20 protein-coding genes are annotated in these 26,044 nt (G+C 69.5%); 11 read left to right on the forward strand and 9 right to left on the reverse strand.

Going from position 1 to position 26,044, the window contains the following annotated elements; all coding sequences use genetic code 11:
* Positions 1-147 precede the first annotated feature (147 nt).
* Genes A5694_RS08305 through A5694_RS08315 form a run of 3 tightly spaced genes read left to right on the forward strand, consistent with a single transcriptional unit; the run spans position 148 to position 1,734 of the window.
* The gene (locus tag A5694_RS08305; protein WP_064921364.1) at positions 148-855 is read left to right on the forward strand and encodes a DUF1326 domain-containing protein; all 708 of its coding nucleotides are present in this window, start codon (positions 148-150) and stop codon (positions 853-855) included.
* Positions 856-894: 39 nt separating this feature from the next.
* Positions 895-1,227 (forward strand): hypothetical protein, encoded by a 333-nt coding sequence (locus A5694_RS23630; protein WP_131809549.1) that lies wholly within the window; start codon positions 895-897, stop codon positions 1,225-1,227.
* 24 nt (positions 1,228-1,251) lie between these two features.
* Positions 1,252-1,734 carry a hypothetical protein gene (locus tag A5694_RS08315; protein WP_064921366.1) on the forward strand — a complete coding sequence of 161 codons (483 nt, stop codon included), beginning with the start codon at positions 1,252-1,254 and terminating at the stop codon, positions 1,732-1,734.
* Positions 1,735-1,743: 9 nt separating this feature from the next.
* Here the strand turns inward: A5694_RS08315 and A5694_RS08320 are convergent, their stop codons facing one another.
* Together A5694_RS08320 and A5694_RS08325 are read right to left on the reverse strand one after the other, a co-directional pair.
* Positions 1,744-2,391 (reverse strand): nitroreductase family protein, encoded by a 648-nt coding sequence (locus tag A5694_RS08320; protein WP_064921367.1) that lies wholly within the window; start codon positions 2,389-2,391, stop codon positions 1,744-1,746.
* Between the two features lie 21 nt (positions 2,392-2,412).
* Positions 2,413-5,712 (reverse strand): error-prone DNA polymerase, encoded by a 3,300-nt coding sequence (locus A5694_RS08325; protein WP_064921412.1) that lies wholly within the window; start codon positions 5,710-5,712, stop codon positions 2,413-2,415.
* Between the two features lie 113 nt (positions 5,713-5,825).
* On the opposite strand from A5694_RS08325, the gene A5694_RS08330 reads away from it, so the two are divergent.
* On the forward strand, positions 5,826-6,257 hold the full coding sequence (locus A5694_RS08330; protein WP_064921368.1) for an MmpS family transport accessory protein: 432 nt from the start codon (positions 5,826-5,828) through the stop codon (positions 6,255-6,257).
* Positions 6,254-9,160, forward strand: a complete 2,907-nt coding sequence (locus A5694_RS08335; RefSeq protein WP_064921369.1) for an RND family transporter — start codon at positions 6,254-6,256, stop codon at positions 9,158-9,160. Before A5694_RS08330 ends, A5694_RS08335 begins: the two co-directional genes overlap by 4 nt.
* Before the next feature lie 9 nt (positions 9,161-9,169).
* On the opposite strand, the gene A5694_RS08340 is transcribed toward A5694_RS08335, so the two are convergent.
* Positions 9,170-10,030 (reverse strand): universal stress protein, encoded by an 861-nt coding sequence (locus tag A5694_RS08340; RefSeq protein ID WP_064921370.1) that lies wholly within the window; start codon positions 10,028-10,030, stop codon positions 9,170-9,172.
* 76 nt (positions 10,031-10,106) lie between these two features.
* Between A5694_RS08340 and otsB the strand changes: the two genes are divergently transcribed.
* Positions 10,107-11,186 (forward strand): trehalose-phosphatase, encoded by a 1,080-nt coding sequence (otsB, locus tag A5694_RS08345; protein ID WP_165604340.1) that lies wholly within the window; start codon positions 10,107-10,109, stop codon positions 11,184-11,186.
* Positions 11,187-11,256: 70 nt separating this feature from the next.
* Here the strand turns inward: otsB and A5694_RS08350 are convergent, their stop codons facing one another.
* Positions 11,257-12,126, reverse strand: coding sequence for a MaoC/PaaZ C-terminal domain-containing protein (locus A5694_RS08350; RefSeq protein ID WP_064921372.1), 870 nt, complete (start codon positions 12,124-12,126; stop codon positions 11,257-11,259).
* A 92-nt stretch (positions 12,127-12,218) separates the two neighbouring features.
* Between A5694_RS08350 and A5694_RS08355 the strand changes: the two genes are divergently transcribed.
* From A5694_RS08355 to A5694_RS08365, 3 genes are read left to right on the forward strand one after another with little or no spacing between them, the layout of a single operon-like run.
* Positions 12,219-12,935 (forward strand): histidine phosphatase family protein, encoded by a 717-nt coding sequence (locus A5694_RS08355; protein WP_428844266.1) that lies wholly within the window; start codon positions 12,219-12,221, stop codon positions 12,933-12,935.
* Positions 12,936-12,989: 54 nt separating this feature from the next.
* Positions 12,990-15,017: an SDR family oxidoreductase gene (locus A5694_RS08360; protein ID WP_064921413.1), complete on the forward strand. Its 2,028-nt coding sequence runs from the start codon at positions 12,990-12,992 to the stop codon at positions 15,015-15,017.
* A gap of 10 nt (positions 15,018-15,027) precedes the next feature.
* Positions 15,028-15,999, forward strand: coding sequence for a nucleoside hydrolase (locus A5694_RS08365; protein WP_064921374.1), 972 nt, complete (start codon positions 15,028-15,030; stop codon positions 15,997-15,999).
* Here A5694_RS08365 and A5694_RS08370 read toward each other — a convergent pair.
* From A5694_RS08370 to guaA, 4 genes are all read right to left on the reverse strand, one after another.
* The gene (locus A5694_RS08370) at positions 15,990-17,588 is read right to left on the reverse strand and encodes a DNA polymerase Y family protein (protein ID WP_109535639.1); all 1,599 of its coding nucleotides are present in this window, start codon (positions 17,586-17,588) and stop codon (positions 15,990-15,992) included. The two genes, A5694_RS08365 and A5694_RS08370, sit on opposite strands and share 10 nt — an antisense overlap.
* A complete protein-coding gene (locus A5694_RS08375; RefSeq protein WP_064921414.1) occupies positions 17,588-18,295 on the reverse strand; it encodes a hypothetical protein in 708 nt (235 codons plus the stop codon). The genes A5694_RS08370 and A5694_RS08375 overlap by 1 nt, the downstream gene beginning before the upstream one ends.
* A 176-nt stretch (positions 18,296-18,471) precedes the next feature.
* Complete coding sequence (locus A5694_RS08380) at positions 18,472-19,389, reverse strand: NAD-dependent epimerase/dehydratase family protein (RefSeq protein WP_064921376.1); 918 nt, start codon at positions 19,387-19,389, stop codon at positions 18,472-18,474.
* Positions 19,390-19,542: 153 nt separating this feature from the next.
* The gene (guaA, locus tag A5694_RS08385) at positions 19,543-21,096 is read right to left on the reverse strand and encodes a glutamine-hydrolyzing GMP synthase (RefSeq protein ID WP_064921377.1); all 1,554 of its coding nucleotides are present in this window, start codon (positions 21,094-21,096) and stop codon (positions 19,543-19,545) included.
* Between the two features lie 91 nt (positions 21,097-21,187).
* Here guaA and A5694_RS08390 point away from each other — a divergent pair, with 91 nt between their 5' ends.
* Both A5694_RS08390 and A5694_RS08395 read left to right on the forward strand, forming a co-directional pair.
* On the forward strand, positions 21,188-21,925 hold the full coding sequence (locus tag A5694_RS08390; protein WP_109535640.1) for a beta-phosphoglucomutase family hydrolase: 738 nt from the start codon (positions 21,188-21,190) through the stop codon (positions 21,923-21,925).
* A gap of 10 nt (positions 21,926-21,935) precedes the next feature.
* Positions 21,936-24,296, forward strand: coding sequence for a glycoside hydrolase family 65 protein (locus tag A5694_RS08395; RefSeq protein WP_064921378.1), 2,361 nt, complete (start codon positions 21,936-21,938; stop codon positions 24,294-24,296).
* Positions 24,297-24,300: 4 nt separating this feature from the next.
* Here the strand turns inward: A5694_RS08395 and A5694_RS08400 are convergent, their stop codons facing one another.
* Complete coding sequence (locus tag A5694_RS08400) at positions 24,301-26,034, reverse strand: GMC oxidoreductase (protein WP_064921379.1); 1,734 nt, start codon at positions 26,032-26,034, stop codon at positions 24,301-24,303.
* Positions 26,035-26,044 lie beyond the last annotated feature (10 nt).

Here is a 26,044-nt window from a genome sequence, read left to right on the forward strand (position 1 = left end):
GACCGGCCGCGTTGCTCGACACCTCCCTGACTCTCGGTGCCGCGCAGGGCAATCGGCGGGCTAGGCCGCTTGCCGTCACCCGAGGCAACCGTGTACCGTCCGTATATACCCCTACCCCGTATGGGTAGAAAAGAAGGAGAGGCTCTGATGGCTACATCGACGGCAGCGGACTGGCACCTGCGAGGCGAGTGGTTCGACGTGTGCAGCTGCAAGCTGCCCTGCCCGTGCACGTTCGCCCAGCAACCCACCCACGGTGACTGCTTGTTCACCCTGGTTTGGCAGATCCACGACGGGCACTACGGCGACACCGGCCTTGCCGGTCTGGGCGTGGTCGCGCTCGGCGAATTCGCCGGCAACATGTGGGTCGACGATCCCGACGCCACGATGAAATTGATGTTCTACGTCGACGCCAAGGCCGACACGGATCAGCGGTACGCCCTCGAGCGCATCTTCACCGGGAAAGAAGGCGGTTGGCCGGCTGCATTCGGCAGCCTCATCGGCAGGCTGGACCGGATCGAGTACGCGCCCATCACTTTCGACGCGGCCCAGGATCTGGCCTACTGGCGTGCGGAGATTCCCGGAATGGTCGACGTGCGCGTCGAGGCGCTCACCGGCCCGACGGCGGACCCGAACCGGCGAGTCACCACCGTGAACGCACCGGGCGCGGAGATCGGCCCCGGCCAGGTGGCGACGTGGGGCGTGGTCAAACGCGACCACGCCGAGGGTTTCGACTTCTCCCACGAATACCGCGGCGGCTCGAGCAAACACTTCCCGTTCGACTGGCGGCCGGACACCGATCACCTCGAGGCCGGCCCGGACGTCGGCAGCCACTCGCAGTGCCAGTGCAACGCCTGATCTCGCTACATATCTCACCACCACCGAAAGGAATGTCTGATGGAAATCTCCCGCAAGCGCAGGGTCGCCGGCACCTTGGCCTTCACCGGTATCGCGGTGGCGATCTTCTTCGCCGGCGCCTGGGCGGGATCGTCCGGGATGCTCCCCCTCGGGCCGACTCCGGCCTTGGCGTCCCACGGTACGAACATGCCGCCGGACCATGCGCCGGGCTCGGATGACTCGTGCTGCGACATGCCGATGCCGGCCGGCGAGATGGGCCCGGGCATGCACAAGCACGGTGGGATGGGCGCCGGCAAGATGCGACCGGGCAGGCCCATGGAACCGCACAAGCCCATGCCGAAGTCGGATAAAACGTGCTGCGACAAGTCATGATCTGCGACCCGGAGCAGAATCCTCATGCTTGAGACCATCAATGGCCTGCCGGCGCATCCCCTGCTGGCGCACCTGGTCGCGGTCCTGGTGCCGGTGACCGCGCTGCTGGCGGTACTTGTCGTGCTCTGGCCGGCCGCACGTCGACGCATCGGTGGCGCCACGGCGTTCGTCGCCGCGGGCACACTGCTGGCGATCCCGCTGGCCACGACCGCCGGCAGCTGGCTGCAGCACCGGGTGATGGGTAGCGCGATCCTGCGCCATCACGCCGCGTTGGGCGGCCAGCTCGTCGTGTGGTCGGCGCTGCTCACCATCGCCATGATCTGCTGGTGGGCGCTGCACACCCCGCTTTTCGCAGCAGAAGTGGGCATGCTGTCGCCCATGGTCCGTCGCATCGGTGTCGGCCTCACCGGGGCCGGCACACTGCTGTGCGCGGCCACGTCGACCTGGCTGGTGGTCCGCATCGGTCATACCGGCGCTGAGGCGATGTGGGGCGGGATGGCCTGCTGAGGGCAGGTGTCACCACGTGTCGAAGTGCGCCACCTGCTCGGCCGGCAGCCGCTTGGCCGGCTTGAAGTCGGTGCCCTTGGTGTAGGCGATCGGGAACAGCCCGCCCTGGCTGTACTCCTCGTAGGGGATGCCGAGCACCTCGGCGGTCTGCTTCTCGCCGTCTTCGAGCAGGTGCAACGTCGTCCAGCAGGAGCCCAACCCGCGGGAGCGCAACGCCAGGCAGTAGCTCCACGCGGCCGGGAACAGTGACGCCCAGAAGGACGCGCTGAGACCCAGCGGCGCCTTCTCCGGCCGCCCTTCCAGACACGGGATCATCAGCACCGGCGCGTCCTGCATGTGTTCGGCCAGGTATTTGGCCGAGGCGCTGACGAACTGCATCCGCTCACCGCGCACGTCGCCGTCGCCGTAGTCGGGCTTCATCCGGTCCAGGTAGGGCTCGGCGTTGGCGCGGTAGATGTCGGCGATCGCCTGCTTCTTGACCGGGTCGGTGACGAACATCCACTGCCAGCCCTGGGCGTTGGAACCGGTCGGCGCCTGCAGGGCGATCTCGAGGCACTCCATGAGCACCTCGCGGGGAACCGGCTTGTCGAGGTCGAGTCGCTTGCGAACCGATCGGGTGGTGGTCAGGACTTCGTCTGCGGACAAGTTGAGGTTCATGCCAGGAGGTTACCGCCGGTGCTACCGGAAGTCCCGGGAGCGCGAGCCCACCACCAGCTCGAGGGCGCCCAGCCGCTCGGCCAGCACGGTGACCGCCCCGCTGGCGTTCTGCACCCGCCCACGGATCAGCAGTGCCGTCGCGGTCTGCGCCAACCGGCGATGCCGCGTCCACACCCCCGGCGTGCACAGTACGTTGACCATCCCGGTCTCGTCCTCGAGGTTGACGAACGTCACCCCGCGGGCGGTCGACGGCCGCTGCCGGTGGGTGACCGCCCCGGCCACCAGCACCCGGGTGCCGTCGGGGACGGCGGTGAGCTGCCCGGCCGGAATGACCCCGGCCGCATCGAGATCGGCGCGCAGGAACTGGGTTGGGAAGCTGTCCGGGGACACCCCGGTGGCCCACACGTCGGCGGCGGACAACTCGATCTCGCTCATCCCGGGCAGCGCCGGAGTCTGCGTCGCCACCCCCACCCCGGGCAGCCGGTCCGGCCGCTGGGTCGCCGCCGCCCCGGCCGCCCACAACGCCTCGCGGCGCGACGTGCCGAAGCACCCGAACGCCCCGGCGGTCGCCAGCGCCTCGGCCTGGGGAGCCGAAAGCTGCACCCGGGCAGTCAGATCCAGCATCGAAGTGAACGGCCCGTGCGCCTGGCGGTCGGCCACCAGCCGCTCGGCGAGGTCGTCACCGATACCACGGACAGCGCCCAGCCCGAGCCGGACCTGCGTGCCGTCGCACTCCAGGGTGGCGTGCGCCAGGCTGGCGTTGACGTCCGGACCGTGCACCACGACCCCGTGCCGGCGGGCGTCGGCGACCAGCGACTGCGGCGAATAGAAGCCCATCGGTTGCGCCCGCAGCAGTGCGGCGCAGAATGCGGCCGGGTGGTGCAGCTTGAACCAGGACGAATAGAACACCAGCGAGGCGAAGCTCATCGCGTGACTCTCCGGAAACCCGTAGTTGGCGAAGGCTTCCAGCTTTTCGTAGATGCGGTCGGCCACTGCCCCGGTGATGCCGTGGCACTCGGCCATGCCGTCGTAGAACCGGTCTCGCAGCCGGCGCATCCGCTCCGGTGACCGCTTGGAGCCCATCGCGCGGCGCAATTGGTCGGCTTCGCTCGCGGTGAATCCGGCGCAGTCCACCGCAAGGGTCATCAACTGCTCCTGGAACAACGGAATTCCCAGGGTTTTTCGCAATGCCCGCTTCATGCACGGGTGCTCGTAGGTCACCGGGTCGATGCCGTTGCGGCGGCGAATGTAGGGGTGCACCGACCCGCCCTGGATCGGCCCGGGGCGGATCAGCGCCACCTGCACCACCAGGTCGTAGAACACCCGCGGGCGCAGCCGCGGCAGCGTGGCCATCTGCGCGCGCGACTCCACCTGGAACACCCCGACCGAGTCGGCGGCCGACAACATCTCATACACCGCCGGTTCGGACAGGTCGATCGCGGCCAGGTCCACCTTGATGCCCTTGTGCTCGGCCACCAGGTCGATCGCGTAGTGCAGCGCGGAGAGCATGCCCAGCCCCAGCAGGTCGAACTTCACCAGACCGATTGCCGCACAGTCGTCTTTGTCCCACTGCAATACGCTGCGGCCGGGCATCCGAGCCCATTCCACCGGGCACACGTCGGCGATCGGGCGATCACAGATCACCATGCCGCCGGAGTGGATACCCAGATGCCTTGGCAGATCCGCGATCTGGGTGGCCAAGTCGATCACCCGCTCGGGGATGCCTTCGACATCAGCGTCGTCGCGGCTCAATGCGCCCCACCGGCCCAGCTGCTTGCTCCAGGCGTCCTGTTGGCCGGGTGAGTAGCCCAGCGCGCGGGCCATGTCCCGTACCGCGCTGCGGCCCCGGTAGGTGATGACGTTGGCGACCTGGGCGGCGTGGTCGCGGCCGTATGTGTCGTAGACGTACTGGATCACCTCTTCGCGCCGGTCCGACTCGATGTCGATGTCGATGTCGGGCGGGCCGTCGCGGGCCGGGGACAAGAACCGTTCGAACAGCAGCCCGTTGGCCACCGGATCCACCGCGGTGACCCCGAGGGCGTAGCAGACCGCGGAGTTGGCCGCCGATCCCCTGCCCTGACACAGGATGTCACTGCGCCGGCAGAACTGGGTGATGTCGTGCACCACCAGGAAGTAGCCCGGAAACCCCAGCTGGGCAATGACTTCCAGTTCGCGATCGATCTGGGCATACGCTTTTCGAGCGCGCGGCGCTTTCCCGGGCGGGCCGTAGCGTTTCGCGGCGCCGGTCAGGGTCAGCTGCCGTAGCCAACTGTCCTCGGTGTGCCCGTCCGGGACGGCAAACGGCGGCAGCTGCGGGGCGATCAACGCCAGCGAAAACGCGCACTGTTCGCCGAGCTCGGCCGCCGCCGGCACCGCCGACGGGTGTGCCGCGAACAACCGGGCCATCTCCGCGCCGGAACGCAGATGCGAGCCACCCAGCGGGGCCAACCGGCCGGCGGCGGCATCCAGCGACTGCCGGGCCCGGATCGCCCCCATCGCCATCGCCAGCCGGCCCCGGTCCGGGCCGGCGAAGTGCGCGCCGGTGGTGGCCACCAGGCCGACCCCGAACCGGGGCGCCAGTGCCGCCAGGGCCGCGTTGCGCTCGTCGTCGCAGGGATCGCCGTGCCGGGTCAGCTCGATGCTGACCCGCTCGGCCCCGAACCGGTCCACCAGGCCGGCCAGTGCCGTCGCGGCCGCATCCGGGCCGCCGGTGGCCAGTGCCTGGCGGACGTGGCCCTTGCGGCATCCAGTCAGGATGTGCCAGTGTCCGCCCGCCGCGTCGGCCAGCGTGTCGAGATCGAAACGGGGCCTGTCTTTTTCGCCGGCCAGGTGCGCGGCGGCGATCTGGCGCGACAACCGCCGATAGCCCTCCGGGCCGCGGGCCAGCACCAGCAGGTGCGGGCCGGGCGGGTCCGGGTCGTCGGTGCGGGCCCGCGAAAAAGGCGGCCCCAGCGACAGTTCGGCGCCGAAGACCGTCGCTATCTCCTGCCCCTCAGCGGCCAGCTCGGCGGCCGCCTCGGCGAACCGCACCACCCCGTACAAACCGTTGTGGTCGGTCAGCGCGATCGCCCGCAGGCCCAGTCGGGCGGCCTCGACGACCAGTTCGGCCGGGGTGCTGGCCCCGTCTAAGAAGCTGTACGCCGAATGCGCGTGCAATTCGGCATAAGGAACCGTCGAGCCGGCCGGCCTGGGCCGCTCGGGTCGCGGCGCTGACCGGCCCCGATCGGCCGACACACCGGCGGCGACGCGGGTGTGACGAGGCTTACCATCGAGCACCCGCTCCATCTCCGCCCAGCTCGGCGGCCCGCTGCCCCAGCCCACACCCGACAACATATCGAACATACGTACGAAACACTTAGGCTGGGTGTGAAAAAGAACTTTGATGCACTAATCTGTGTCAGATTCCGGCACGATCCGAAGGGGCCACAGCTTTCATGTTCGGCGTTCTCAGACGCGCGTGGTTACCGTTGCTCATCGTGGCTGTGCTCTTCGTGGGGGGGTTCACGGTGCAGCGGGTCCGCGGCTATTTCGGTGCCGACGACAGCGGCAGCGGGACCGTCCCGTTCGAGGACACCAAGCCGTTTCATCCCAAGGTCGTCGTCTATGACATCTTCAGCCCGGACGGGACCTACGCCGACATCAACTATCTGGACTTAGACGCCACGCCGCAGCGGGTCGACGGCGCCAGCCTGCCGTGGTCGCTGACCCTGTCGACCACCAACCCGGCGGTGAGCCCCAACATCGTCGCCCAAGGTGACGGCAGCACCATCGGCTGCCGGGTCACCATCGACGGCGTGGTCAAAGACGAACGCATCGCCAACAGCCCCGTGAGCGCCCAGACCTTCTGCATTGTGAAATCCGCATGAGCAAACACATCAGCGACAACACCCCGACCGACTCGATGCCGGCCGTCCAATCACCGCACCGCAGCGGGATCTCCGTGTGGATCCGCCGGCTCGCGGTGCCGATCATCCTGGCGTGGGTGGCGATCACGGTCCTGGTGAACGTCATCGTGCCGCAACTCGACGAGGTCGGGAAGCTGCGCGCGGTGTCGATGAGCCCCATGGACGCCCCGTCGATGATCGCCATGAAGCGCATCGGCAAGGTCTTCGACGAGTTCAAGTCGGACAGCTCGGCGATGGTGGTGCTCGAAGGCGACCAGCCGCTCGGCGACGACGCGCACAAGTACTACGACGAACTGGTCGCCAAGATGGAGGCCGACCACGCCCACGTCGAGCACATCCAGGACTTCTGGAGCGACCCGCTGACCGCGGCGGGCTCGCAGAGCCCGGATGGCAAAGCCGCCTATGTGCAGGTCTACCTGGCCGGCAACATGGGCGAGACGCTGGCCAACGAGTCGGTCGAAGCCGTCCAGCAGATCATCGCCGACACCCCCGCCCCCGAAGGCGTGCACGCCTACGTCACCGGTGGGTCCGCGCTCAACGCCGACCAGCACATCGCCGGCGACAAGAGCCTGAAGATCATCACCGCGCTGACGTTCGTGGTGATCATCGTGATGCTGCTGTCGATCTACCGGTCGATCGGCACCGTGCTGCTGGTGCTGGGCATGGTGGTGTTCGAACTGAGCGCTGCCCGCGGCGTGGTGGCCGTGCTCGGCTACTACAACATCATCGGCCTGTCGACGTTCGCGGTGAACCTGCTGGTGACGCTGGCCATCGCCGCCTCGACGGACTACGCGATCTTCCTGCTCGGCCGCTACCAGGAGGCCCGAGCGCTTGGCGAGGACAAAGAGTCGGCCTTCCACACCATGTATCACGGCACCGCGCACGTGATCCTGGGCTCGGGTCTGACCATCGCCGGCGCGACCTTCTGTCTGCACTTCACCCGGCTGCCCTACTTCCGGTCGCTGGGTATCCCGCTGGCGATCGGCATGCTGGTGGTGGTCTTCGCGGCGCTCACGTTCGGCGCCGCGGTGGTGACGGTGGCCAGCCGCTTCGGGATGCTCGAGCCCAAGCGGGCGATGCGGATCCGCACCTGGCGGCGGATCGGCGCGATGATCGTGCGCTGGCCGGGGCCGGTGCTGGTGGCCACCACGGCGGTCTGCCTGGTCGGGCTGCTCACCTTGCCGGGGTACAAGACCAACTACAACGACCGGCAGTACCTGCCGGGCTACGTGCCGGCCAACATCGGCTACGCCGCCGCGGATCGGCACTTCTCCCAGGCCCGGATGAACCCGGAGCTGTTGATGATCGAAGCCGATCACGACATGCGCAACCCGGCGGACTTCCTGATCATCAACCGGATCGCCAAACGGGTCTTCGAGGTCCCCGGCATCGGGCGGGTGCAGACCATCACCCGGCCGCTGGGCACGCCGATCGAGCACACCACGATCCCGTTCGCGATCAGCATGCAGGGCACCACCCAGCAGCTGAACATGAAGTACCAGCTCGACAGCATGAAGAACATGCTGAAAATGGGCGAGGACATGCAGGTCTCCATCGAGAGCATGAAGCAGATGCTCCAGGTCACCCGTGAGATGTCCGCGACGACCCACAGCATGGATCTCAAGATGCACCAGATGCTCGACGACATCCAGCGGATGCGCGACGAGATCGCCGACTTCGACGACATGTGGCGCCCGATGCGTAGCTACTTCTATTGGGAGCCGCACTGTTTCGATATCCCGATCTGCTGGTCGATCCGGTCGATCTTCGACGTGATGGACGGCCTCGACCAGATGACCGAGGATTTCGAAAAGGTGCTGCCCGACATCGACAACCTCGACCGGCTGATGCCGCGGATGCTCGAGATCATGCCGCCGATGATCGAGACCATGGAGAACATGCGGGAGACCCAGCTGAAGATGCAGTCCACCATGGAGGGGCTGCAGCTGCAGATGGAGAAGATGATGGAGGGCCAGAACGCCATGGGCAAGGCGTTCGACGACTCCAAGAACGACGACTCCTTCTATCTGCCACCCGAGGCGTTCGACAACCCCGACTTCAAGCGCGGCATGAAGATGTTCCTGTCGCCCGACGGCCACGCGGTGCGGTTCATCATCAGCCACGAGGGTGATCCGATGTCGCCGGAAGGCGTCTCGCACATCCAGCCGATCAAGCACGCCGTGCACGAGGCGCTCAAGGGCACCCCGCTGGAAGGCTCCAAGGTGTACCTGGCCGGTACCGCGTCGGTGTTCAAGGACATGAAGGACGGCTCGGCCTACGACCTGATCATCGCGGGTATCGCGTCGCTGTGCCTGATCTTCATCATCATGCTGCTGATCACCCGCGCCGTGGTGGCCTCGGCGGTGATCGTCGGCACCGTGCTGTTGTCGCTGGGCACCTCGTTCGGGATCTCGGTGCTGATCTGGCAGCACATCATCGGGCTGGACCTGCACTGGATGGTGCTGGCGATGTCGGTGATCATCCTGTTGGCCGTCGGCTCGGACTACAACCTGTTGCTGGTGTCCCGGATGAAGGAAGAACTGCCCGGCGGGATCAAGACGGGCATCATCCGGGCCATGGGCGGCAGTGGCTCCGTCGTCACCTCAGCGGGCCTGGTGTTCGCGTTCACCATGATGTCGATGCTGGTCTCCGATCTGCGGGTGATCGGTCAGGTGGGCTCCACCATCGGGCTGGGTCTGTTGATTGACACCCTGGTGATCCGCTCGTTCATGACGCCGTCGATCGCCGCACTGCTGGGCCGCTGGTTCTGGTGGCCGCAGCGAGTGTGGTCACGGCCGAGTCCGGTGGCCCAACAGGTTACGCCAGCCCCGGCCACCGGCGCGGTGTCCGTCGGCCGCGTCTGAGCGCAGCCGTCACGCCTCCGGGCGCACCACCAGCACCGGCGCATGCGCCGACTGCACCACCGCCTGGCTGACCGAGCCCAGCAGCATGCCGGTAAAGCCGCCGCGGCCGTGGCTGCCCACCACCACCAGCTGGGCCTGCTGGGACTGCTCGACGAGTTGGTCGGCCGGCCGGTCGCAGACCACCACCCGGCGCACCGTGACGTCGGGGTAGCGCTCCCGCCAGCCGGCCAGCCGCTCGGCCAGGGCCAGTTCGCCGTCGGATGCCATTGCGGCCGCGTCGATCCCGGGAAAGTCGAGCACGCCGGTGTCGTGCCAGGCGTACACCGCCACCAGTTCCACCCCGCGCAGCGACGCCTCCTCGAACGCCACCGCTGTTGCCGCCTCCGACACCGGGGAGCCGTCGATGCCGACCACCACCGGTGCAGTGTCGGAGCGCTGCTGCTCTTCGTGCAGGACCACCACCGGGCAGTGCGCATGCCGGACCAGCGACGAGCTGACCGAGCCGAGCAGGCTGCGCCGCAGCAGCCCGTGCCCGCGGGAGCCGACCACCAGTCGGGCGGCCCGGCGACTGGCGTCCACCAGCATCGGAACCGTCGAGCCGACCACGATCTCGGCGTCGACCCGCAGATTCGGGCCGTGGGTCTCGGCGATCCTGACGGCTTCCCGCAGGTGGCGTTCGCCCTGTTCGTGCTGCCACTCGGTGTAGCCGGGCGGCATCGGCGTCTCGGGGAACGTCATCACCACCGGTGGGGCCAGCACGTGGACCAGCGACAACGGCAGATTGTGCAGGGCGGCGTCGCGGGCCGCCCACTCGACCGCAGCGTTCGACGACGGCGACCCGTCGACACCGACCAGGATTCCGGGGCTCACCCCTCCACGCTAAGCGGTGTGACACCGTGGTAGCTACCGTTCAACTGTAAGGAAGGCGGGCCGTAAGGTGCCGATCATGATCGACCCGCGCCGGCACGACGCGGTGCTGTTAGGCGTGGGCGACGGCACGGCGGCGCTGGCGGCGCGGCTGCAGCAGGCCGGGGTGCGGGTGCGGCCGGTGGCTTCCAGCGCCGAGCTGGTGTCCGCGGCCGCCGAGCTGGGGGTGCGCCCGGGCCGGTGTGTGGTGCTCACCGACTCCGAAGCGGACGTAATCGCCGCTCGCAGTGCGGGTTTCGCGCTGGTGATCGGGGTCGGCTTTGACGGCGCCGACGCGGCCGTGGCGGACCCGGATCAGCTCGCGGTGCGCACCGGGGATCGGCCGATGTCAGCGCTGCCCGACGCGATGACCGAGTTGCAGTTGGACGCGCTGACCCGCCCGGCGGTGTTCTTCGACTTCGACGGCACGTTGTCGGAGATCGTCGACGATCCCGACGCGGCCCGTCCGGTGGCCGGTGCGGTGGAGGCGTTGGCGGCGTTGGCCGCCCGGTGCCCGGTCGCGGTGCTGTCCGGGCGCGATCTGGCCGACGTGCGGGCGCGCGTCGGTGTGGACGGGATCTGGTACGCCGGCAGCCACGGCTTCGAGCTGACCGGCCCGGACGGTGCCCACCACCAGAACGACGCCGCCGCCGACGCGGTGCCGGTACTGGCCGCTGCGGCCGCGTCGCTGCGTGACCGGCTCGGGCCGATACCGGGAGTCATGGTGGAACACAAGCGATACGCCGTCGCGGTGCACTACCGCAACGCGGCCCGCGACCGAGTCGGCGAGGCGACGGCGGCGGTGCGCGATGCCGGGCGCCGCCGCGGGCTGCGGGTGACAACCGGCCGCGAAGTGATCGAGCTGCGCCCGGAGATCGACTGGGACAAGGGCCGCACGCTGCACTGGATTCTGGAGCAGTTGGACCCGGTGACGCCACTGTTCCTCGGCGACGACATCACCGACGAGGACGCCTTCGACGCGGTGGCCGATCTGGCCGGCGCCGGAATCGTGGTGCGGCACACCGACGACGGCGACCGCGCCACCGCCGCCCGGTTCGCCCTGGACAGCCCGGCCCGGGTGGCCGAGTTCACCGCGCGGTTGGCCGAGCGGCTGGCCTGAGCGTGCGGTTTCATCCGCCCCCTGCGGCGCGTCACGGATAAAACCGCACGCTCGGCGAAGAGAATGGGCCTCAGCCCCGGTATTCGGCCGCCCCGTCGTCGAGCACCACCCGCGCGTTACCGCCATCGGGCCCGGAGGCCTCGGTGCGGAACACCGCCTTACCCGGCTCGGTGCGCCAGATCGAGGTGGTCAGCGTCTCCCCCGGAAACACCGGGTCGGTGAAGCGCGCCGCGATCGCGCTGACCCGGTGGGCGTCGCCGCCGCCGAGTTCGGCGACCAGCGCCCGTCCGGCGAAGCCGTAGGTGCACAGCCCGTGCAGGATCGGCTTGGGGAACCCGGCCAGCGTGGTGGCGAACCAGGGGTCGCTGTGCAGCGGGTTGCGGTCGCCGGAGAGCCGATACAGCAGCGCCTGGTCTTCCCGGGTCGGATAGGCGATGCGCGCATCCGGCTCGGAGTCCGGGATCTGCGGGGCGACCGGCCGCTGCCCCGGCTCCCCGCCGAAGCCGCCGGCCTTGCGGATGACCACAGTCGTCAGCGTCTCGGCGATCGGCTCGGAGGTCTTGGGGTCGGTGCCGCGGGCCCGCAGCATCACGACGGCGTTCTTGCCCTCCCCCTTGTCCTGGATGTCGGCGACCTCGGCGACCACCTGCAGACTTCCGGCGGCGGGCAGCGGCGCGAACAGCCGCACCTCCTGGGAGCCGTGCAGCAGCATCGCCGGGTTGAAGGTGCCGATCTTGCCGGCGGCCGCGAAGCCCAAGCAGCAGATGACGGCGTAGGTGGGCAGCACCTGCTGGGTGATGTCGTGACTGTTCTCGGTGGTGAACGCCAGATCGGCCGTCCCGGCGCCGACCCCGAGCGCATAGAGCATGGTGTCGCGATCGGTCCATTCGACCAGCACCGGATCGGTGGTTACGCCGATGGCTGTCGGGTCCAGTGCCATGGGTTCTCCTCAGGCGGTCGTCGAAGGGGATTCGCCTCACCATTTCAGCAGAACCGGCCCCGTCGGTGCCGCCGACACGGCAGGCTGTCGCCATGGGGACGCGCATGGGGAACCGCAGCAGAAAGTTGATCGCACTGGTGTCGGCCGCGTTCGCCGTGGCGCTGGTGCTGGGCGGTTGTTCATCCACACCGCATCCGCGCACCATCACCTTGACCTTGGTCCGGCACGCGGAATCCGAAGCCAATGCCGCCGGGATCGTCGACACCTCGGTGCCAGGTCCGGGGCTGACCGAGAAGGGCCGCGCCGAGGCTCAGGAGATCGCGGATCAGCTCTCGCGCAACCACTATGACGGTGTCTACGCCTCCTCGATGGCACGCACCCAGCAGACCGCCGCCCCGCTGGCGCGCGAGCTCGGCCGTCAGGTGCAGATCCTGCCCGGACTGCGTGAGATCAGCGCCGGCTGGTTCGGCGACAAGCCCGGGTCGGTGGTCAACGCAGCGTATCTGCTCGCCCCGCAGGCTTGGATTCACGGTTACCGGACCACCGCCATCCCCGGCTCGATCGACGGCAACCAGTTCAACGACGAGTTCGGCGCCGCGGTTCAGCGGATCTACGACAGCGGCGACACCAATCCGGTGGCGTTCTCCCACGCCGCGTCGATCATGACGTGGACCCTGATGAACGTGAAGAATCCGCGCGATGAGCTGATGACCGACCACCCATTGCCCAACATCGGCCGGGTGGTGATCAAGGGCAGCCCGGGCACCGGCTGGAAGCTGGTGGAGTGGGACGGCATTCGCGCGTTCTGAAACCGCTCAGCCCGACCGGTTGACGTGGCCGCCGGGACCGGCGACCATGACCGAATGCGTTATGTCGTTACCGGCGGTACCGGATTCATTGGGCGGCGGGCGGTGTCTCGCCTGCTGGAGACCCGGCCCGACGCGCAGGTGTGGGTGCTGGTGCGCCGTTCCTCGCTGGGCCGCTTCGAACGCCTGGCGACCGAGTGGGGCGAGCGAGTAAAACCGCTGGTCGGCGACCTGACGGCGGAGAACCTGGGGCTGACCGAGGCGGTGATCGCCGAACTCGGCAGTATCGATCACGTGCTGCATTGTGCGGCGATCTACGACATCACCGCCGGCGCGGCCGAACAACAGGCGGCCAATGTCGAGGGCACCCGCGCCGTGATCGGCCTGGCGAAGCGACTCGACGCCACCTTGGCGCATGTGTCCTCGATCGCGGTGGCCGGCGACTACGCCGGTGAGTTCACCGAAGACGACTTCGACATCGGCCAGGGGTTGCCCACCCCGTATCACCAGACCAAGTTCGAGGCCGAAGCACTGGTGCGCTCGACGCCGGGGCTGCGGTACCGGGTGTACCGGCCGGCGGTGGTGGTAGGCGATTCCCGCACCGGTGAGATGGACAAGGTCGACGGGCCGTACTACTTCTTTCCGCTGCTGGCCAAGCTGGCGGCGCTGCCCCGGCTCACCCCGATGGCGGTGCCCGACACCGGGCGCACCAACGTGGTGCCGGTCGACTACGTGGTCGATGCGCTGGTCGAGCTGATGCACGCCGACGGGTATGACGGGCGTACCTTCCACCTGACCGCGCCGAAATCCATCGGGCTGCCCGAGATCTATCGGGCAGTCGCACGGGAGGCCGGACTGCCGCGACTGCGCGCCAAGCTGCCCGGCGCCGTGGCCGCCCCGGTGCTCAACGTCGGTGGGCGCGCCCGGGTGTGGCGCAACATGATCGCCGCCCAGCTGGGCCTGCCCGCCGAGGTGCTCGACCTGGTGAACCTGCGGCCGACATTCATCGCCGACGCCACCCGTGCGGCGCTGAACGGCGCCGTCCGGCTGCCCGAGTTCGCTGACTACGCACCGAGACTGTGGCGGTACTGGGCGGAACACCTGGATCCCGACCGGGCCCGCCGGGACGATCCGGCCGGTCCGCTGGTCGGGCGGCACGTCATCATCACCGGAGCCTCCAGCGGCATCGGCCGGGCTTCGGCGATCGCCGTCGCCGAGCGCGGCGGTGTCGTCTTCGCGCTGGCCCGCAGCGGGGAGGCGCTCGACGATCTGGTGGCCGAGATCCGCGCCGCCGGCGGGCAGGCGCACGCCTTCACCTGCGACGTCACCGACTCGGCGTCGGTGGAGCACACCATCAAGGACATCCTGGGCCGGTTCGACCATGTCGACTACCTGGTGAACAACGCCGGCCGGTCGATCCGCCGCTCAGTGGTCAACTCCACCGACCGCCTGCACGACTACGAGCGCACCATGGCGGTCAACTACTTCGGTGCGGTGCGGATGGTGCTGGCATTGCTGCCGCACTGGCGGGAACGACGGTTCGGCCACGTCGTCAACGTCTCCAGCGAAGGGGTGCTGGCGCACAGCCCGCGCTACAGCGCGTATGTGCCCACCAAGGCGGCGCTGGACGCGTTCGCCGATGTGATCTCGACCGAAACCCTGTCGGACCACATCACGTTCACCACCATCCACATGCCGCTGGTGGCCACTCCGATGATCGCGCCATCGCGCAAGCTGCTGCCGGTGGGGGCGATCAGCGCCGAACACGCGGCGGCCATGGTGGTACGCGGCCTGATCGAGAAGCCGGACCGGATCGACACCCCATTGGGCACCCTGGCCGAGACCGGCAACTACCTCACCCCCGGGCTGGCACGCCGGCTGCTGCACCAGCTCTACCTGGGCTACCCGGACTCCCCCGCCGCGCGCGGGGTGGCGACGGCCGAACCCGTTGCGGCACACTCCCCTCGGCGCCGCCCGAAGCGTCCGGTCCGGGCGATCACCCGGGTGCGGGTGCCTCGGCAGGTCAAGCGGGTGCCCCGCCCAGTCAAGCGGGCGGTACGGCTGGTGCCGGGCGTCTACTGGTGACCGGGCCGTCGTGACACTGCCCGTCTTCGCCGACTTCGATACCGGCGTCGACGACGCGGTGGCGCTGGTGTATCTGCTGGCCAGCCCGGATGCCGAACTTGTCGGTATCGCCTGCACCGGTGGAAACGTTGCGGTACACCAGGTTTGCTGCAATAACCTGGCCGTGCTGCAACTATGCGGGGCACCCGGCATTCCGGTGTCCAAGGGCGCCGACGCACCGCTGGACGGACCGGCCCACACCGCCGAGACCATCCACGGGCCGCAGGGGCTGGGCTATGCCGAGTTGCCGCCCGGTACCGGCCGACTCACCGGATACGACGCCGCCGCGGCGTGGGTCGCCGCCGCGCGGGCGCACCCGGGGCAGCTGGTCGGGCTGGCCACCGGCCCGCTGACCAACCTGGCCCTGGCGCTGCGGGCCGAACCCGCACTGCCCACGCTGCTGCGCCGGCTGGTGATCATGGGCGGCGCGTTCTCCGGCGAGCGGTCCGGCTGGGCCGAGTTCAACATCGGGTTCGATCCGGTGGCCGCCGCGGAGGTATTCGCGGCCTGGGGAACCGCTGCACCGCAACGACTCCCGATCGTGTGCGGACTGGATCTGACCCGTCACATCGCAATCACCCCGGCGATCCTGGGGCTGCTGCCGGAACCGGCGGACCATCCGGTGGTCCGGTTGCTCGACGACGCGCTGCGGTTCTATTTCGAGGCGCACATTGCCCGGGGCCACGGCTACCTGGCGTATCTGCACGATCCGCTGGCCGCGGCGATCGCGCTGGAACCCGACCTGGTGAGCACCCGCCCGGCCGCAGTACATATCGAGCTCGCGCCCACGGCGGCGCGCGGGCGCACGATTCCCGACTGGGACGCGCGCCGGCCCAATGCGCTGATCGGTGCCGGTGTCGACCCGGCGGCGTTCTTCGACCGGTTCGTGCAGCGAGTCGGCGCGTTGGCCGACCGGCTGGGCGGAGTGCCTCCTCACTCATAGCTGCCCTCCAGGTACCAGCGCCGCGACCGGTAGCACAGCAGCAGGGCCGCACCGGGCGCGCCGCTATCCGCCGAGCCTTCCAGCAGCGCCTGGACCCGGGCGGTGCGCCCCGATCCCGGGCCTTCCCGCTGCGGGTCCCACCACCGCTCGTCGACCGGCCAGGGCCCGGCCCACCAGCGCAGCCGGTCGTCACGGCCCCGGGCGACCAGCCATACCGGGTCGGCGGAGAACAGCCCCCGGCCGGTCACCCGGATCGGATTACGTTCGGCGTCAAGCAGTTCCACCGGATCGTCGAGCAGCACCGCCGGGGACGGCTCGGGCAGCCGGCCGGGCCACGGCTGGCGCGGGTCGGCCAGCGGCACCGGCTCATCGCCCAGCGGGGTCAAGGTGATGCGCTCCGCCGGGCCGCGGCCGCCGGAGAGCACCGGCACCCGCACCGCCTCCGGGCCGAGCAGGCCCTGCACCCGCACCAGCGCCCGGCGGGCACGCAACCGATCCTCCTCGCCGAGCCCTCCCCACAGCGGCAGCTGCAGCGCCTCGGTCGCCGAGAGCACCTCCACCGGCTGCAGCCGCAGCAGCGTGATCGGACCGGTGGGCCGATCCCTGCTGACCCGGCTGTTCAACCAGCCGTCCAGCTGCCAGCGCACCCGGTCGGCGGTGGCGTCCTCGGTCAACGGCTCGGCGCAGCGCCACACCCGGGTCAGCTCTTCCCCGCCTGTGGTGACGGCGTGAATGCCCAGCCGGGTGCAGCCGACGCCGGCGGCCATCAGCGTCCGGTGCAGCACCCCGGCCAGCGAGCGGCCGGCGAACGCCGCGGCGTCGACCCGCTCGATCGGCGGGTCGCAGTGCAGCACCGCATCGAGATCCGGGGGCGGCTCCCGCCCGGACGGCCCGCGTTCCGGCTCGCCGCGGGCGAACCGGTGCGCGATGAGCGCATCGGGCCCGAACCGCGAGGTCACGTCCGGGCGGGGTAGCGCGGCGAACTGTCCGATGGTACGAATCCCTAACCGCCACAACAGATCGACGAGGCCGTCGCGCCCGGGACCGGACAGGCTGGGCTCGGCGGCCAGTTGCCGGATCGACAGCGCCGACAGGAATCGGGCGTCGGCTCCGGGCGGCACCACGACGCCGGCGCGCGCGGCGAGCACCGCGGCGGAGAGCCCATCGGCGATCCCGACCTGGCATTCGACATCGGCTGCGGCCACCGCGTCGACGAGGCGTTCGGCGGCGTGTTCCTCGGAACCGAACGCCCGGGCCGCGCCGCGTACCGAGACCACCAGCAGGCCGGGCCGCAGCACCTCGGCGGCCGGCACCAGTTCGTCGACCGCGGCGAGGACCGGCTCGAACAGCCGGGCGTCGCGGTCGGTGTCGGCGGTCACCACGTGCAGGGGCGGGCAGCGGGCCGCCGCTTCGCGGCGCCGCAGCCCGCGCCGCACGCCGGCCGCGCGGGCACCCGCCGAGCAGGCGATCACCCGATTGGCCAGGGTGACCGCGATCGGTGCGGTGGCCGGCAGGCCCGCCGCGACCGCCGCAGCAACCGCGGGCCAGTCCATGCACCACAGCGCCAATACCCGGGATGCGGCCATCACTACCCGGCCCTGGTTCGCCCGGCCGCGCCCCCGCGGGCCTGCACCTCCAGTCGCACCGCGCCGATCCGCCCGAAGCCGGGGCGCGCCGCACAGCCCGCCGTCTCGCCGCTTGTCGCCTCGCCGCTTGTCACCTCGTAGCCGCTCACCCGGGCGTCCAGCCGCAGCGCCGCGCCCTGCCAGTCACCGCCGGAGATCAGCAGCGCGCACCCCCGGTGGCGAGCCCGGGCCAGCACCACCCGGGTGCGCGCCGGCGGCACGCAGCGGCCGCCCAGGCCGAGCACCACCAGATCCATGCCGTCCATCAGCACCGTGGCCACCTCCACCGGATCGTTGCCGGGGTCGGGGATCACCGCGAGCCGGCTCAGGTCGGCGCCCATCTCCGCTGCGGCCAGCAGCCCGGTGTCCGGCTGGCCGACGATGGCCGCGTGACCGCCGGCCGCCGTCACCGAGGCCACCATGCTCAGCGCCAGCGAGCGGGCCCCCGACAGCACCGCCACCGTGCCCCGCGGCAACCCCGCGGGCAGCACCCCGGCCAGCAGCGGCGGCACCGGCAGCACCGACTCAGAGACCGGGGCGACGCCGAGCCCCCGCCGCCCGGCGCCCACTTTCCCGGCCACCGCCGCCATTTGCCGGCGCAGCTGTTGCAGCTGTTCAGCACGATTTTCAGGGGCGCTAGGACGTTGCCCCAAGTCCACCGCCGCCGTCATGATCGCCTCCGGGAAACCTCGCATCGGTTCGAAACTATGTTCGATATGCCCGAGTGAACACTTCCCCACCGACAACCGTCAAGCCGGGCCGCCTCAGGGGGTATCACCGGCCCCGGGAGTCACATCCGCACCGCGTCAGGAGGTATGAGATCTTTCCGAAATGGCTAGCGCATGCGCTATCGCGAAGGGGTACCGGCCGCCATCGCCCGATACCCTTCCCGCACGCTCGGGTACCGCGGTGCCCAGCCCGCGATCGCGCGGAAACGGGCGTTGCTGACACGCAGTGATCGGGTCATCGATGTGGCCCGATCACCGAGCAGGAGGGCCAGCCGGCCCGGCCCGGTGATCCACGGGGCGGCGCCGACGGCCGCGGCCAGCGCTTGGGTGTGCTGCTTTTTGGTGACGGGTTCGTCGTCGACGACGTTGTAGGTGCCGGCGGGGCATGCCAGAGCGGCGATCACGGCGCTGGCCGCGTCGGAGAGGTATATCGACGACAGGTAGGACTCGCGGCGGCCGGGCTGGAAAGCGACGTGATGTCGGGCCATGCCCATGATCTGTTCGCTGTGGGCCGCGCCCGGCCCGTAGAACAGGCCGAAGCGCAAAATCACTGAGCCGCCGCCGGTTTCGGCGAATCGCCGGGCGCTGGATTCTGCGGCGTGGTTCCCCGCGGCGATCGGGTAGTGGTCCACGGCCGCATCCTCATCGAGCCAGCGGTCGCCGCCGTCGCGGTAAACCATCGCCACCGACTCCTGCACCACTCGCGGGACCGCCGCGGCCAGCGCGGCGTCGACGACTGCCGCCGACCCCTCGGTACGTATCCGCTGGCATGCGGCCCAGGCGGCTTTGAAAACGAACCGCTGCGGAGAAGGAAGCGCGGACGCCAAATTCACCACCACGTCGTGGCCACGGAAAGCTTCGGCAAGTGCGTCCCGGTCGAACAACGACACCCGAATTGGCTTGGCGCCCTGGCTGATCAGAACCGACGCTTTCGCGTCACTTCGGGCCATCGCCGTGACCTCATGCCTGGCGGCGATCAACGCGGGCACCGTGTGGCTACCGATCGCGCCGGTGCCACCCGTGACGAACACGCGCACTTCGTCATAGTACGCGGCGAGGCGGCATGCGCCCCCTCACAGAAGAGGGTGATATCGCCGGCGCAATCCGATTCGAACTCACCACACCCCCGCTCCGCGGGTACGCAAGTGACGGCTGTTACTCGCGGGTTTGGGGCCAGCGCGGCCTGGAAATCACTCCCACTCGATGGTTCCGGGCGGTTTGCTGGTGATATCCAACACCACCCGGTTGACCTCGGCCACCTCGTTGGTGATCCGGGTGGAGATGCGCTCCAGCACCTCATAAGGCACCCGGGTCCAGTCGGCGGTCATGGCGTCCTCACTGGACACCGGCCGCAGCACGATCGGATGCCCGTAGGTGCGGCCGTCGCCCTGCACCCCGACCGAGCGGATGTCGGCCAACAGCACCACCGGGCACTGCCAGATCTGGTGGTCCAGGCCGGCGGTGGTCAACTCCTCGCGAGCGATCGCGTCGGCCGCCCGCAGCGTCGCCAACCGCTCGGAAGTGACCTCGCCGACGATCCGGATCCCCAATCCCGGCCCCGGGAACGGTTGGCGCTCAACGATCTCCTCGGGCAGCCCCAATTCCCGCCCGACCGCACGCACTTCGTCCTTGAACAGCAATCGCAGCGGCTCGACGAGGGTGAACTTCAAATCTTCCGGCAGCCCGCCCACATTGTGGTGGCTCTTGATGTTTGCGGTGCCGGCTCCGCCGCCGGATTCCACCACGTCCGGATACAGCGTGCCCTGCACCAGGAAGTCGATCGGCTCCGCAGCGGCCAGATCACGCACCGCGCCTTCGAAGGCGCGAATGAACTGCCGGCCGATGATCTTTCGCTTGCCCTCGGGGTCAGAGACCCCCGCCAGCGCGTCGAGGAAGACCTCAGCGGCGTCCACCGTGACCAGCCGTGCCCCGGTAGCGGCCACGAAGTCTTCCTGCACCTGCTCGCGCTCCCCGGAGCGCAACAGCCCGTGATCGACGAATACACACGTCAGCCGGTCCCCGATGGCGCGCTGCACCAGCGCCGCGGCGACCGCGGAATCCACCCCGCCGGACAGCCCACAAATGGCGTGACCGTCACCGATCTGAGCCCGCACCTGCTCGATCAGCGCCTCGGCGATGTTGGCGGGCGTCCACACCGCGTCGATACCGGCGAACTCGTGCAGGAACCGGCTGAGCACCCGCTGCCCGTAGGGGGTGTGGATGACCTCCGGGTGGTACTGCACCCCGGCCAGCCGACGCGCCCGGTTCTCGAACGCGGCCACCGGGGCGCCGGCGGTGGCGGCCACCACCGCGAACCCGTCCGGTGCGTCGGTCACCGCATCGCCGTGGCTCATCCACACCGGCTGGGTGCCCGGAAGACCCGAATGCAGTTCGCCGCCGGTCACTTTCAGCTCGGTACGGCCGTACTCACTGGTTCCGGTACGCTCGACGGTGCCGCCGAGCGCGGCCGCCATGGCCTGGAAGCCGTAGCAGATGCCGAACACCGGCACATCGAGGTCGAACAGCGCCGGATCCAGCTGCGGGGCACCCTCGGCGTAGACACTGGCCGGCCCGCCGGACAGCACGATCGCCCGCGGGTTGCGCGCGGCGATCTCCTCGACGGTCGCGGTGTGCGGGACGACCTCGGAGAACACCCGCGCCTCGCGGACCCGGCGGGCGATCAGTTGGGCATACTGCGCACCGAAGTCGATGACCAACACGGGGCGCGACGATGGGGACGACACCGCAGAGAGTGTAGTGGCCGCAAACTGTCCCCGATCCGACGGCGGGCATGGTGGAGTGGACATCAGCCCGAGAGCCGGAAGGGGGTCATCCATGGTGCTGGGCCTGCCCGAAACGGTGCGCGCCTGCCTGTTCGATCTCGACGGCGTGCTCACCGACACCGCCAGCGTGCACACCCGGGCGTGGAAGGCCATGTTCGACGGGTATCTGTCGGCGCGCGCCGAGCGCACCGGTACGCCGTTCGTGCCGTTCGACCCGGTGGACGACTACCTGCGATTCGTCGACGGCCGCAAACGCGACGACGGGGTGCGCACCTTTCTGGCCAGCCGCGACATCGTGCTGCCCGACGGCGGCAACGACGACCCGCCTGAGGCCGAAACGGTGCACGGCCTGGGCAACCGCAAGAACGCGGCGTTCCTCACCGCGCTGCAGACCGACGGGGTGGACGTGTTCGAGGGCTCGCGGCGCTACCTGGCCGCGGTCACCGCGGCGGGCCTGGCCACCGCGGTGGTGTCGGCCAGCGCCAACGCCGGCGAAGTGCTGGCGATCACCGGCCTGGACAAGTTCATCGCGCAGCGCGTCGACGGCGTGACGCTGCGCACCGAACACATCGCGGGCAAGCCGGCCCCGGACTCGTTCCTGCGGGCGGCGCAGCTGCTCGGTGTCGCTCCCGCCGGGGCCGCGGTGTTCGAGGATGCGCTCTCGGGGGTGGCGGCCGGACGGGCCGGCGGGTTCGGTTTCGTGGTGGGCGTCGATCGGGTAGGTCAGGCCCAAGACCTGCTGAGCCATGGCGCCGACGTCGTCGTCACCGATTTGGAGGAACTTCTGTGAAGGCAGGCCGATGATCCCTGAGGACTACTTTCCGATCGACCCCTGGCAGATCCGCGAAACCCGGCTCGACCTGGATCTGCTCGGGCAGACCGAATCCCTGTTCACGCTGTCCAACGGGCACGTCGGATTGCGCGGCAACCTCGACGAGGGCGAGCCCTACGGCCTGCCCGGCACCTACCTGAACTCGTTCTACGAGGTGCGGCCGCTGCCCTACGCCGAGGCCGGGTTCGGCTATCCGCAGGCCGGGCAGACCGTCGTCGACGTGACCAACGGCAAGATCATCCGGCTGATGGTCGACGACGAACCGTTCGACGTCCGCTACGGCGAGCTGATCGACCACGAGCGCACCCTCGACCTGCGGGCCGGCACCCTGGTCCGCCGGGTGCACTGGCGCTCCCCGGCCGGCAAACAGGTCAACGTGCATTCGACCCGGCTGGTCTCACTGGCCCAGCGCAGCGTCGCGGCCATCGAGTACGTCGTCGAGGCGATCGACGAATTCGTCCGTGTGACAGTGCAATCCGAGCTGGTCGCCAACGAGGACCAACCGACGACCTCCGGCGACCCGCGGGTGGCGGCGATCCTGGACAACCCCCTGGAGGCCGTGGAGCGGGAGAACACCGACCGCGGGGCGGTGCTGGTGCACCGCACGCGGGCCAGTGGGCTGATGATGGCCGCGGCCATGCACCACGAGATCGAGGTGCCCGGCCGGGTCCAGGTCAACACCATCGCGATTCCCGATGTGGCCGCGACCACGGTGGTGTGCGGGCTGCGCCCCGGGCAGAAATTGCGGATCGTCAAGTACCTGGCCTACGGCTGGTCCAGCGAGCGGTCCCGGCCCGCGCTGCGCGATCAGGCCGTCGCCGCGCTGACCGGTGCCCGCTACAGCGGCTGGCAGGGGCTGGTCGACGCCCAGCGGTCCTACCTCGACGAGTTCTGGGACGGCGCCGACGTCGAGGTCGACGGCGATCCGGATTGCCAGCAGGCGGTCCGCTTCGCGCTGTTTCACCTGCTGCAGGCCAGCGCGCGCGCCGAACGCCGGGCGATCCCCAGCAAGGGACTGACCGGCACCGGATATGACGGCCATACCTTTTGGGACAGTGAGAGTTTCATCATCCCGGTGCTGACCTACACCGCTCCGCACGCGGCGGCTGACGCGCTGCGCTGGCGGTCGTCGACACTGGATCTGGCCCGCGACCGGGCCACCGAACTCGGGCTGGCGGGGGCGGCTTTCCCGTGGCGGACGATCCGTGGCCAGGAGTGCTCGGGATACTGGCCAGCCGGCACGGCCGCCTGGCACATCAATGCCGACATCGCGGCGGCATTCGAGCAGTACCGGATCGTCACCGGGGACGGCTCTTTGGAGGCCGAATGCGGCCTGGCGGTGCTGGTCGAGACCGCCCGGCTGTGGCGGTCGCTGGGCCACCACGACCGGCACGGGGTGTGGCACCTGTCCGGGGTGACCGGCCCCGACGAGTACACCGCGATCGTCCGGGACAACGTGTTCACCAATCTGATGGCCGCCCACAATCTGCGCACCGCGGCCGAGGCGTGCGCCCGCCATCCCGACGCCGCCCACGAGTTGGGGGTCACCACCGAGGAGATGGCCGGCTGGCGCGATGCCGCCGACGCGGCGCACATCCCCTACGACGAGGAACTGGGCGTGCATCCGCAGTGCGAGGGCTTCACCTCCGCCGCGGAGTGGGACTTCGACGCCCGGACCACCTACCCGTTGCTGCTCAACGAACCCTATGTACGGCTCTACCCGGCTCAGGTGGTCAAGCAGGCCGATGTCCTGCTGGCCATGCACTGGCGCAGCCACGCGTTCAGCCCCGAAGAGAAGGCCCGCAACGTCGACTACTACGAGCGGCGCACGGTGCGCGACTCCTCGCTGTCGGCCTGCACCCAGGCGGTGATGTGCGCCGAGGTGGGGCATGTGGAGCTGGCCCACGACTACACCTACGAAACGGCGTTCGTCGACCTGCGCGATCTGCACGACAACACCCGCGAGGGACTGCACTTGGCGGCGCTGGCCGGAACCTGGCTCGCGCTGGTGGCCGGGTTCGGCGGCCTGCGTGACGACGAGGGTGTGCTGGCGCTGGATCCGGCGCTGCCGGATGGGATCTCACGTCTCCGATTCCGCTTGCGTTGGAGGGGTTTCCGCGTCACGGTCGCGGCCACCCACCATGAGGTCACCTATGCGCTGCGTGATGGGCCCGACGGCCGGCTGACGATCCACCATGCCGGCAAGGAACTCGAACTGACCACACAATCACCCACGACGGTGCCGGCGCGCCGGCGCGAACCGCTGCTGCCGCCACCGCACCAGCCGCCCGGGCGCGCACCCAGCCACCGGCACCACGTCGCGCGGTGAGGCCTCAGGCGATGCCGGAGGCCCAGCGCAGCGCGCCGATGGCCTGATCGGGTACCGCCGGGTTCTTCGGCGCGATCGGATCCAGCCGCCGATAGGGCTCGCCCTGGGCCGGCCGCTGGTCGGCCTCGCCCTTGTTCGGCCACAGCGACGCGGCCCGCTCGGCCTGGGCGGCGATCGACAGCGACGGGTTGACGCCGAGGTTGGCCGAGACCGCTGCGCCGTCCATCACCGCCAGCGTCGGGTAGCCGTACACCCGCTGGTAGGCATCGATGACACCGTGCTCGGGACTGTCCCCGATCGCCGCGCCGCCCAAAAAGTGCGCGGTCAGCGGGATGTTGAACAGCTCGCCCCAGGTGCCCCCGGCCACGCCGTCGATCTTGGCGGCGATGCGACGGGTGACCTCGTTGCCGACCGGGATCCAGCTCGGGTTCGGTTCGCCGTGGCCCTGCTTGCTGGTATAGCGGCGGATACCGAGCCTGCCGCGTTTGGTGAAGGTGGTGATCGAGTTGTCCAGGTGCTGCATGACCAGCGCGATCACCGTGCGCTCACTCCACTGCTTGGGGTTGAGCAGCCGCAGGATGTGCCCGGGGTCTTCGCGGGCCTGATCCAACAGCTGCCGCCAGCGCGGAACGTCGGTGCCCTGCGGGCCGGCGCCGTCGGTCATCAACGTCTGCAGCAGGCCCATCGCGTTGGAGCCCTTGCCGTAGCGGACCGGCTCGACATGGGTGTCGGCGGTGGGGTGAATAGAGGAGGTGATCGCCACGCCGTGGGTCAGGTTCAGGCCCGGCTTGACGTCCAAAGTGGCTGCGCCAACAATGGATTCGGAGTTGGTGCGGGTCAGCACCCCCAGTTTGTCGGACAGCTTGGGCAGCTTGCCCTTGTCCCGCATCTTGAACAGCAGCCGCTGGGTGTTGTAGGTGCCGGCGGCCAGAATCAGATACCGCGCGGTGAAGGTCTTGCGGTGCCGGCGCGCCCGCAGACCGGTGCGCACCGTGCGCACCTGCCACAGCCCGTCGGCACCCTGCTCGAAGGCGGTCACCGTCGTCATCGGATGCACCTGTGCGCCAGCTGATTCCGCCAGATACAGGTAGTTCTTCACCAGGGTGTTCTTGGCGCCCCAGCGACAACCCGTCATGCACTCGCCGCACTCCAGGCAGCCGGTGCGCTGCGGGCCGGCGCCGCCGAAGTACGGGTCGGGCACCGTCTTGCCCGGGGTCTTGTTTCCGCCCTCACCGAAGAACACCCCGACCGGCGTGGCCACGAACGTGTCGCCGACCCCCATGTCGTCGGCGACCTGTTTGACGATGCGGTCGGCGTCGGTGAACGTCGGGTTCTTGACCACCCCGAGCATCCGCTGCGCCTGCTCGTAGTGCGGCATGAGTTCGGCCCGCCAGTCGGTGATGTGGGCCCACTGTTTGTCGGCGAAGAACGGCTCCGGCGGCACGTAGAGCGTGTTGGCGTAGTTCAGCGAACCACCGCCCACCCCGGCGCCGGCCAGCACCATGACGTTGTTGAGCAGGTGGATGCGCTGGATGCCGTAGCAACCCAGCTTCGGCGCCCACAAGAACTCGCGCAGGTGCCAGGAATTCTTGGCGAAGTCGGCGTCGGCATACCGGCGGCCCGCTTCCAGAACGCCTACGCGATAACCCTTCTCGGTCAGCCGCAGCGCGCTGACGCTGCCCCCGAAACCCGAACCGATGATCAGGACGTCGTAGTCAGGTTGGTAATCCGGCTCCATAGCCAGCAAG

This window comes from Mycolicibacter sinensis (assembly GCF_001667945.1).
Taxonomy (GTDB): domain Bacteria; phylum Actinomycetota; class Actinomycetes; order Mycobacteriales; family Mycobacteriaceae; genus Mycobacterium; species Mycobacterium sinense_B.

Excerpts from the sequence above, each read along its gene's own strand:
- A5694_RS08305 (WP_064921364.1), top strand. The coding sequence starts at position 148 with ATGGCTACATCGACGGCAGCGGACTGGCACCTGCGAGGCGAGTGGTTC.
- A5694_RS23630 (WP_131809549.1), top strand. The coding sequence starts at position 895 with ATGGAAATCTCCCGCAAGCGCAGGGTCGCCGGCACCTTGGCCTTCACC.
- A5694_RS08315 (WP_064921366.1), top strand. The coding sequence starts at position 1,252 with ATGCTTGAGACCATCAATGGCCTGCCGGCGCATCCCCTGCTGGCGCAC.
- A5694_RS08320 (WP_064921367.1), bottom strand. The coding sequence starts at position 2,391 with ATGAACCTCAACTTGTCCGCAGACGAAGTCCTGACCACCACCCGATCG.
- A5694_RS08330 (WP_064921368.1), top strand. The coding sequence starts at position 5,826 with ATGTTCGGCGTTCTCAGACGCGCGTGGTTACCGTTGCTCATCGTGGCT.
- A5694_RS08335 (WP_064921369.1), top strand. The coding sequence starts at position 6,254 with ATGAGCAAACACATCAGCGACAACACCCCGACCGACTCGATGCCGGCC.
- otsB (WP_165604340.1), top strand. The coding sequence starts at position 10,107 with ATGATCGACCCGCGCCGGCACGACGCGGTGCTGTTAGGCGTGGGCGAC.
- A5694_RS08350 (WP_064921372.1), bottom strand. The coding sequence starts at position 12,126 with ATGGCACTGGACCCGACAGCCATCGGCGTAACCACCGATCCGGTGCTG.
- A5694_RS08355 (WP_428844266.1), top strand. The coding sequence starts at position 12,219 with ATGGGGACGCGCATGGGGAACCGCAGCAGAAAGTTGATCGCACTGGTG.
- A5694_RS08360 (WP_064921413.1), top strand. The coding sequence starts at position 12,990 with ATGCGTTATGTCGTTACCGGCGGTACCGGATTCATTGGGCGGCGGGCG.
- A5694_RS08375 (WP_064921414.1), bottom strand. The coding sequence starts at position 18,295 with ATGACGGCGGCGGTGGACTTGGGGCAACGTCCTAGCGCCCCTGAAAAT.
- A5694_RS08390 (WP_109535640.1), top strand. The coding sequence starts at position 21,188 with ATGGTGCTGGGCCTGCCCGAAACGGTGCGCGCCTGCCTGTTCGATCTC.
- A5694_RS08395 (WP_064921378.1), top strand. The coding sequence starts at position 21,936 with ATGATCCCTGAGGACTACTTTCCGATCGACCCCTGGCAGATCCGCGAA.
- A5694_RS08400 (WP_064921379.1), bottom strand. The coding sequence starts at position 26,034 with ATGGAGCCGGATTACCAACCTGACTACGACGTCCTGATCATCGGTTCG.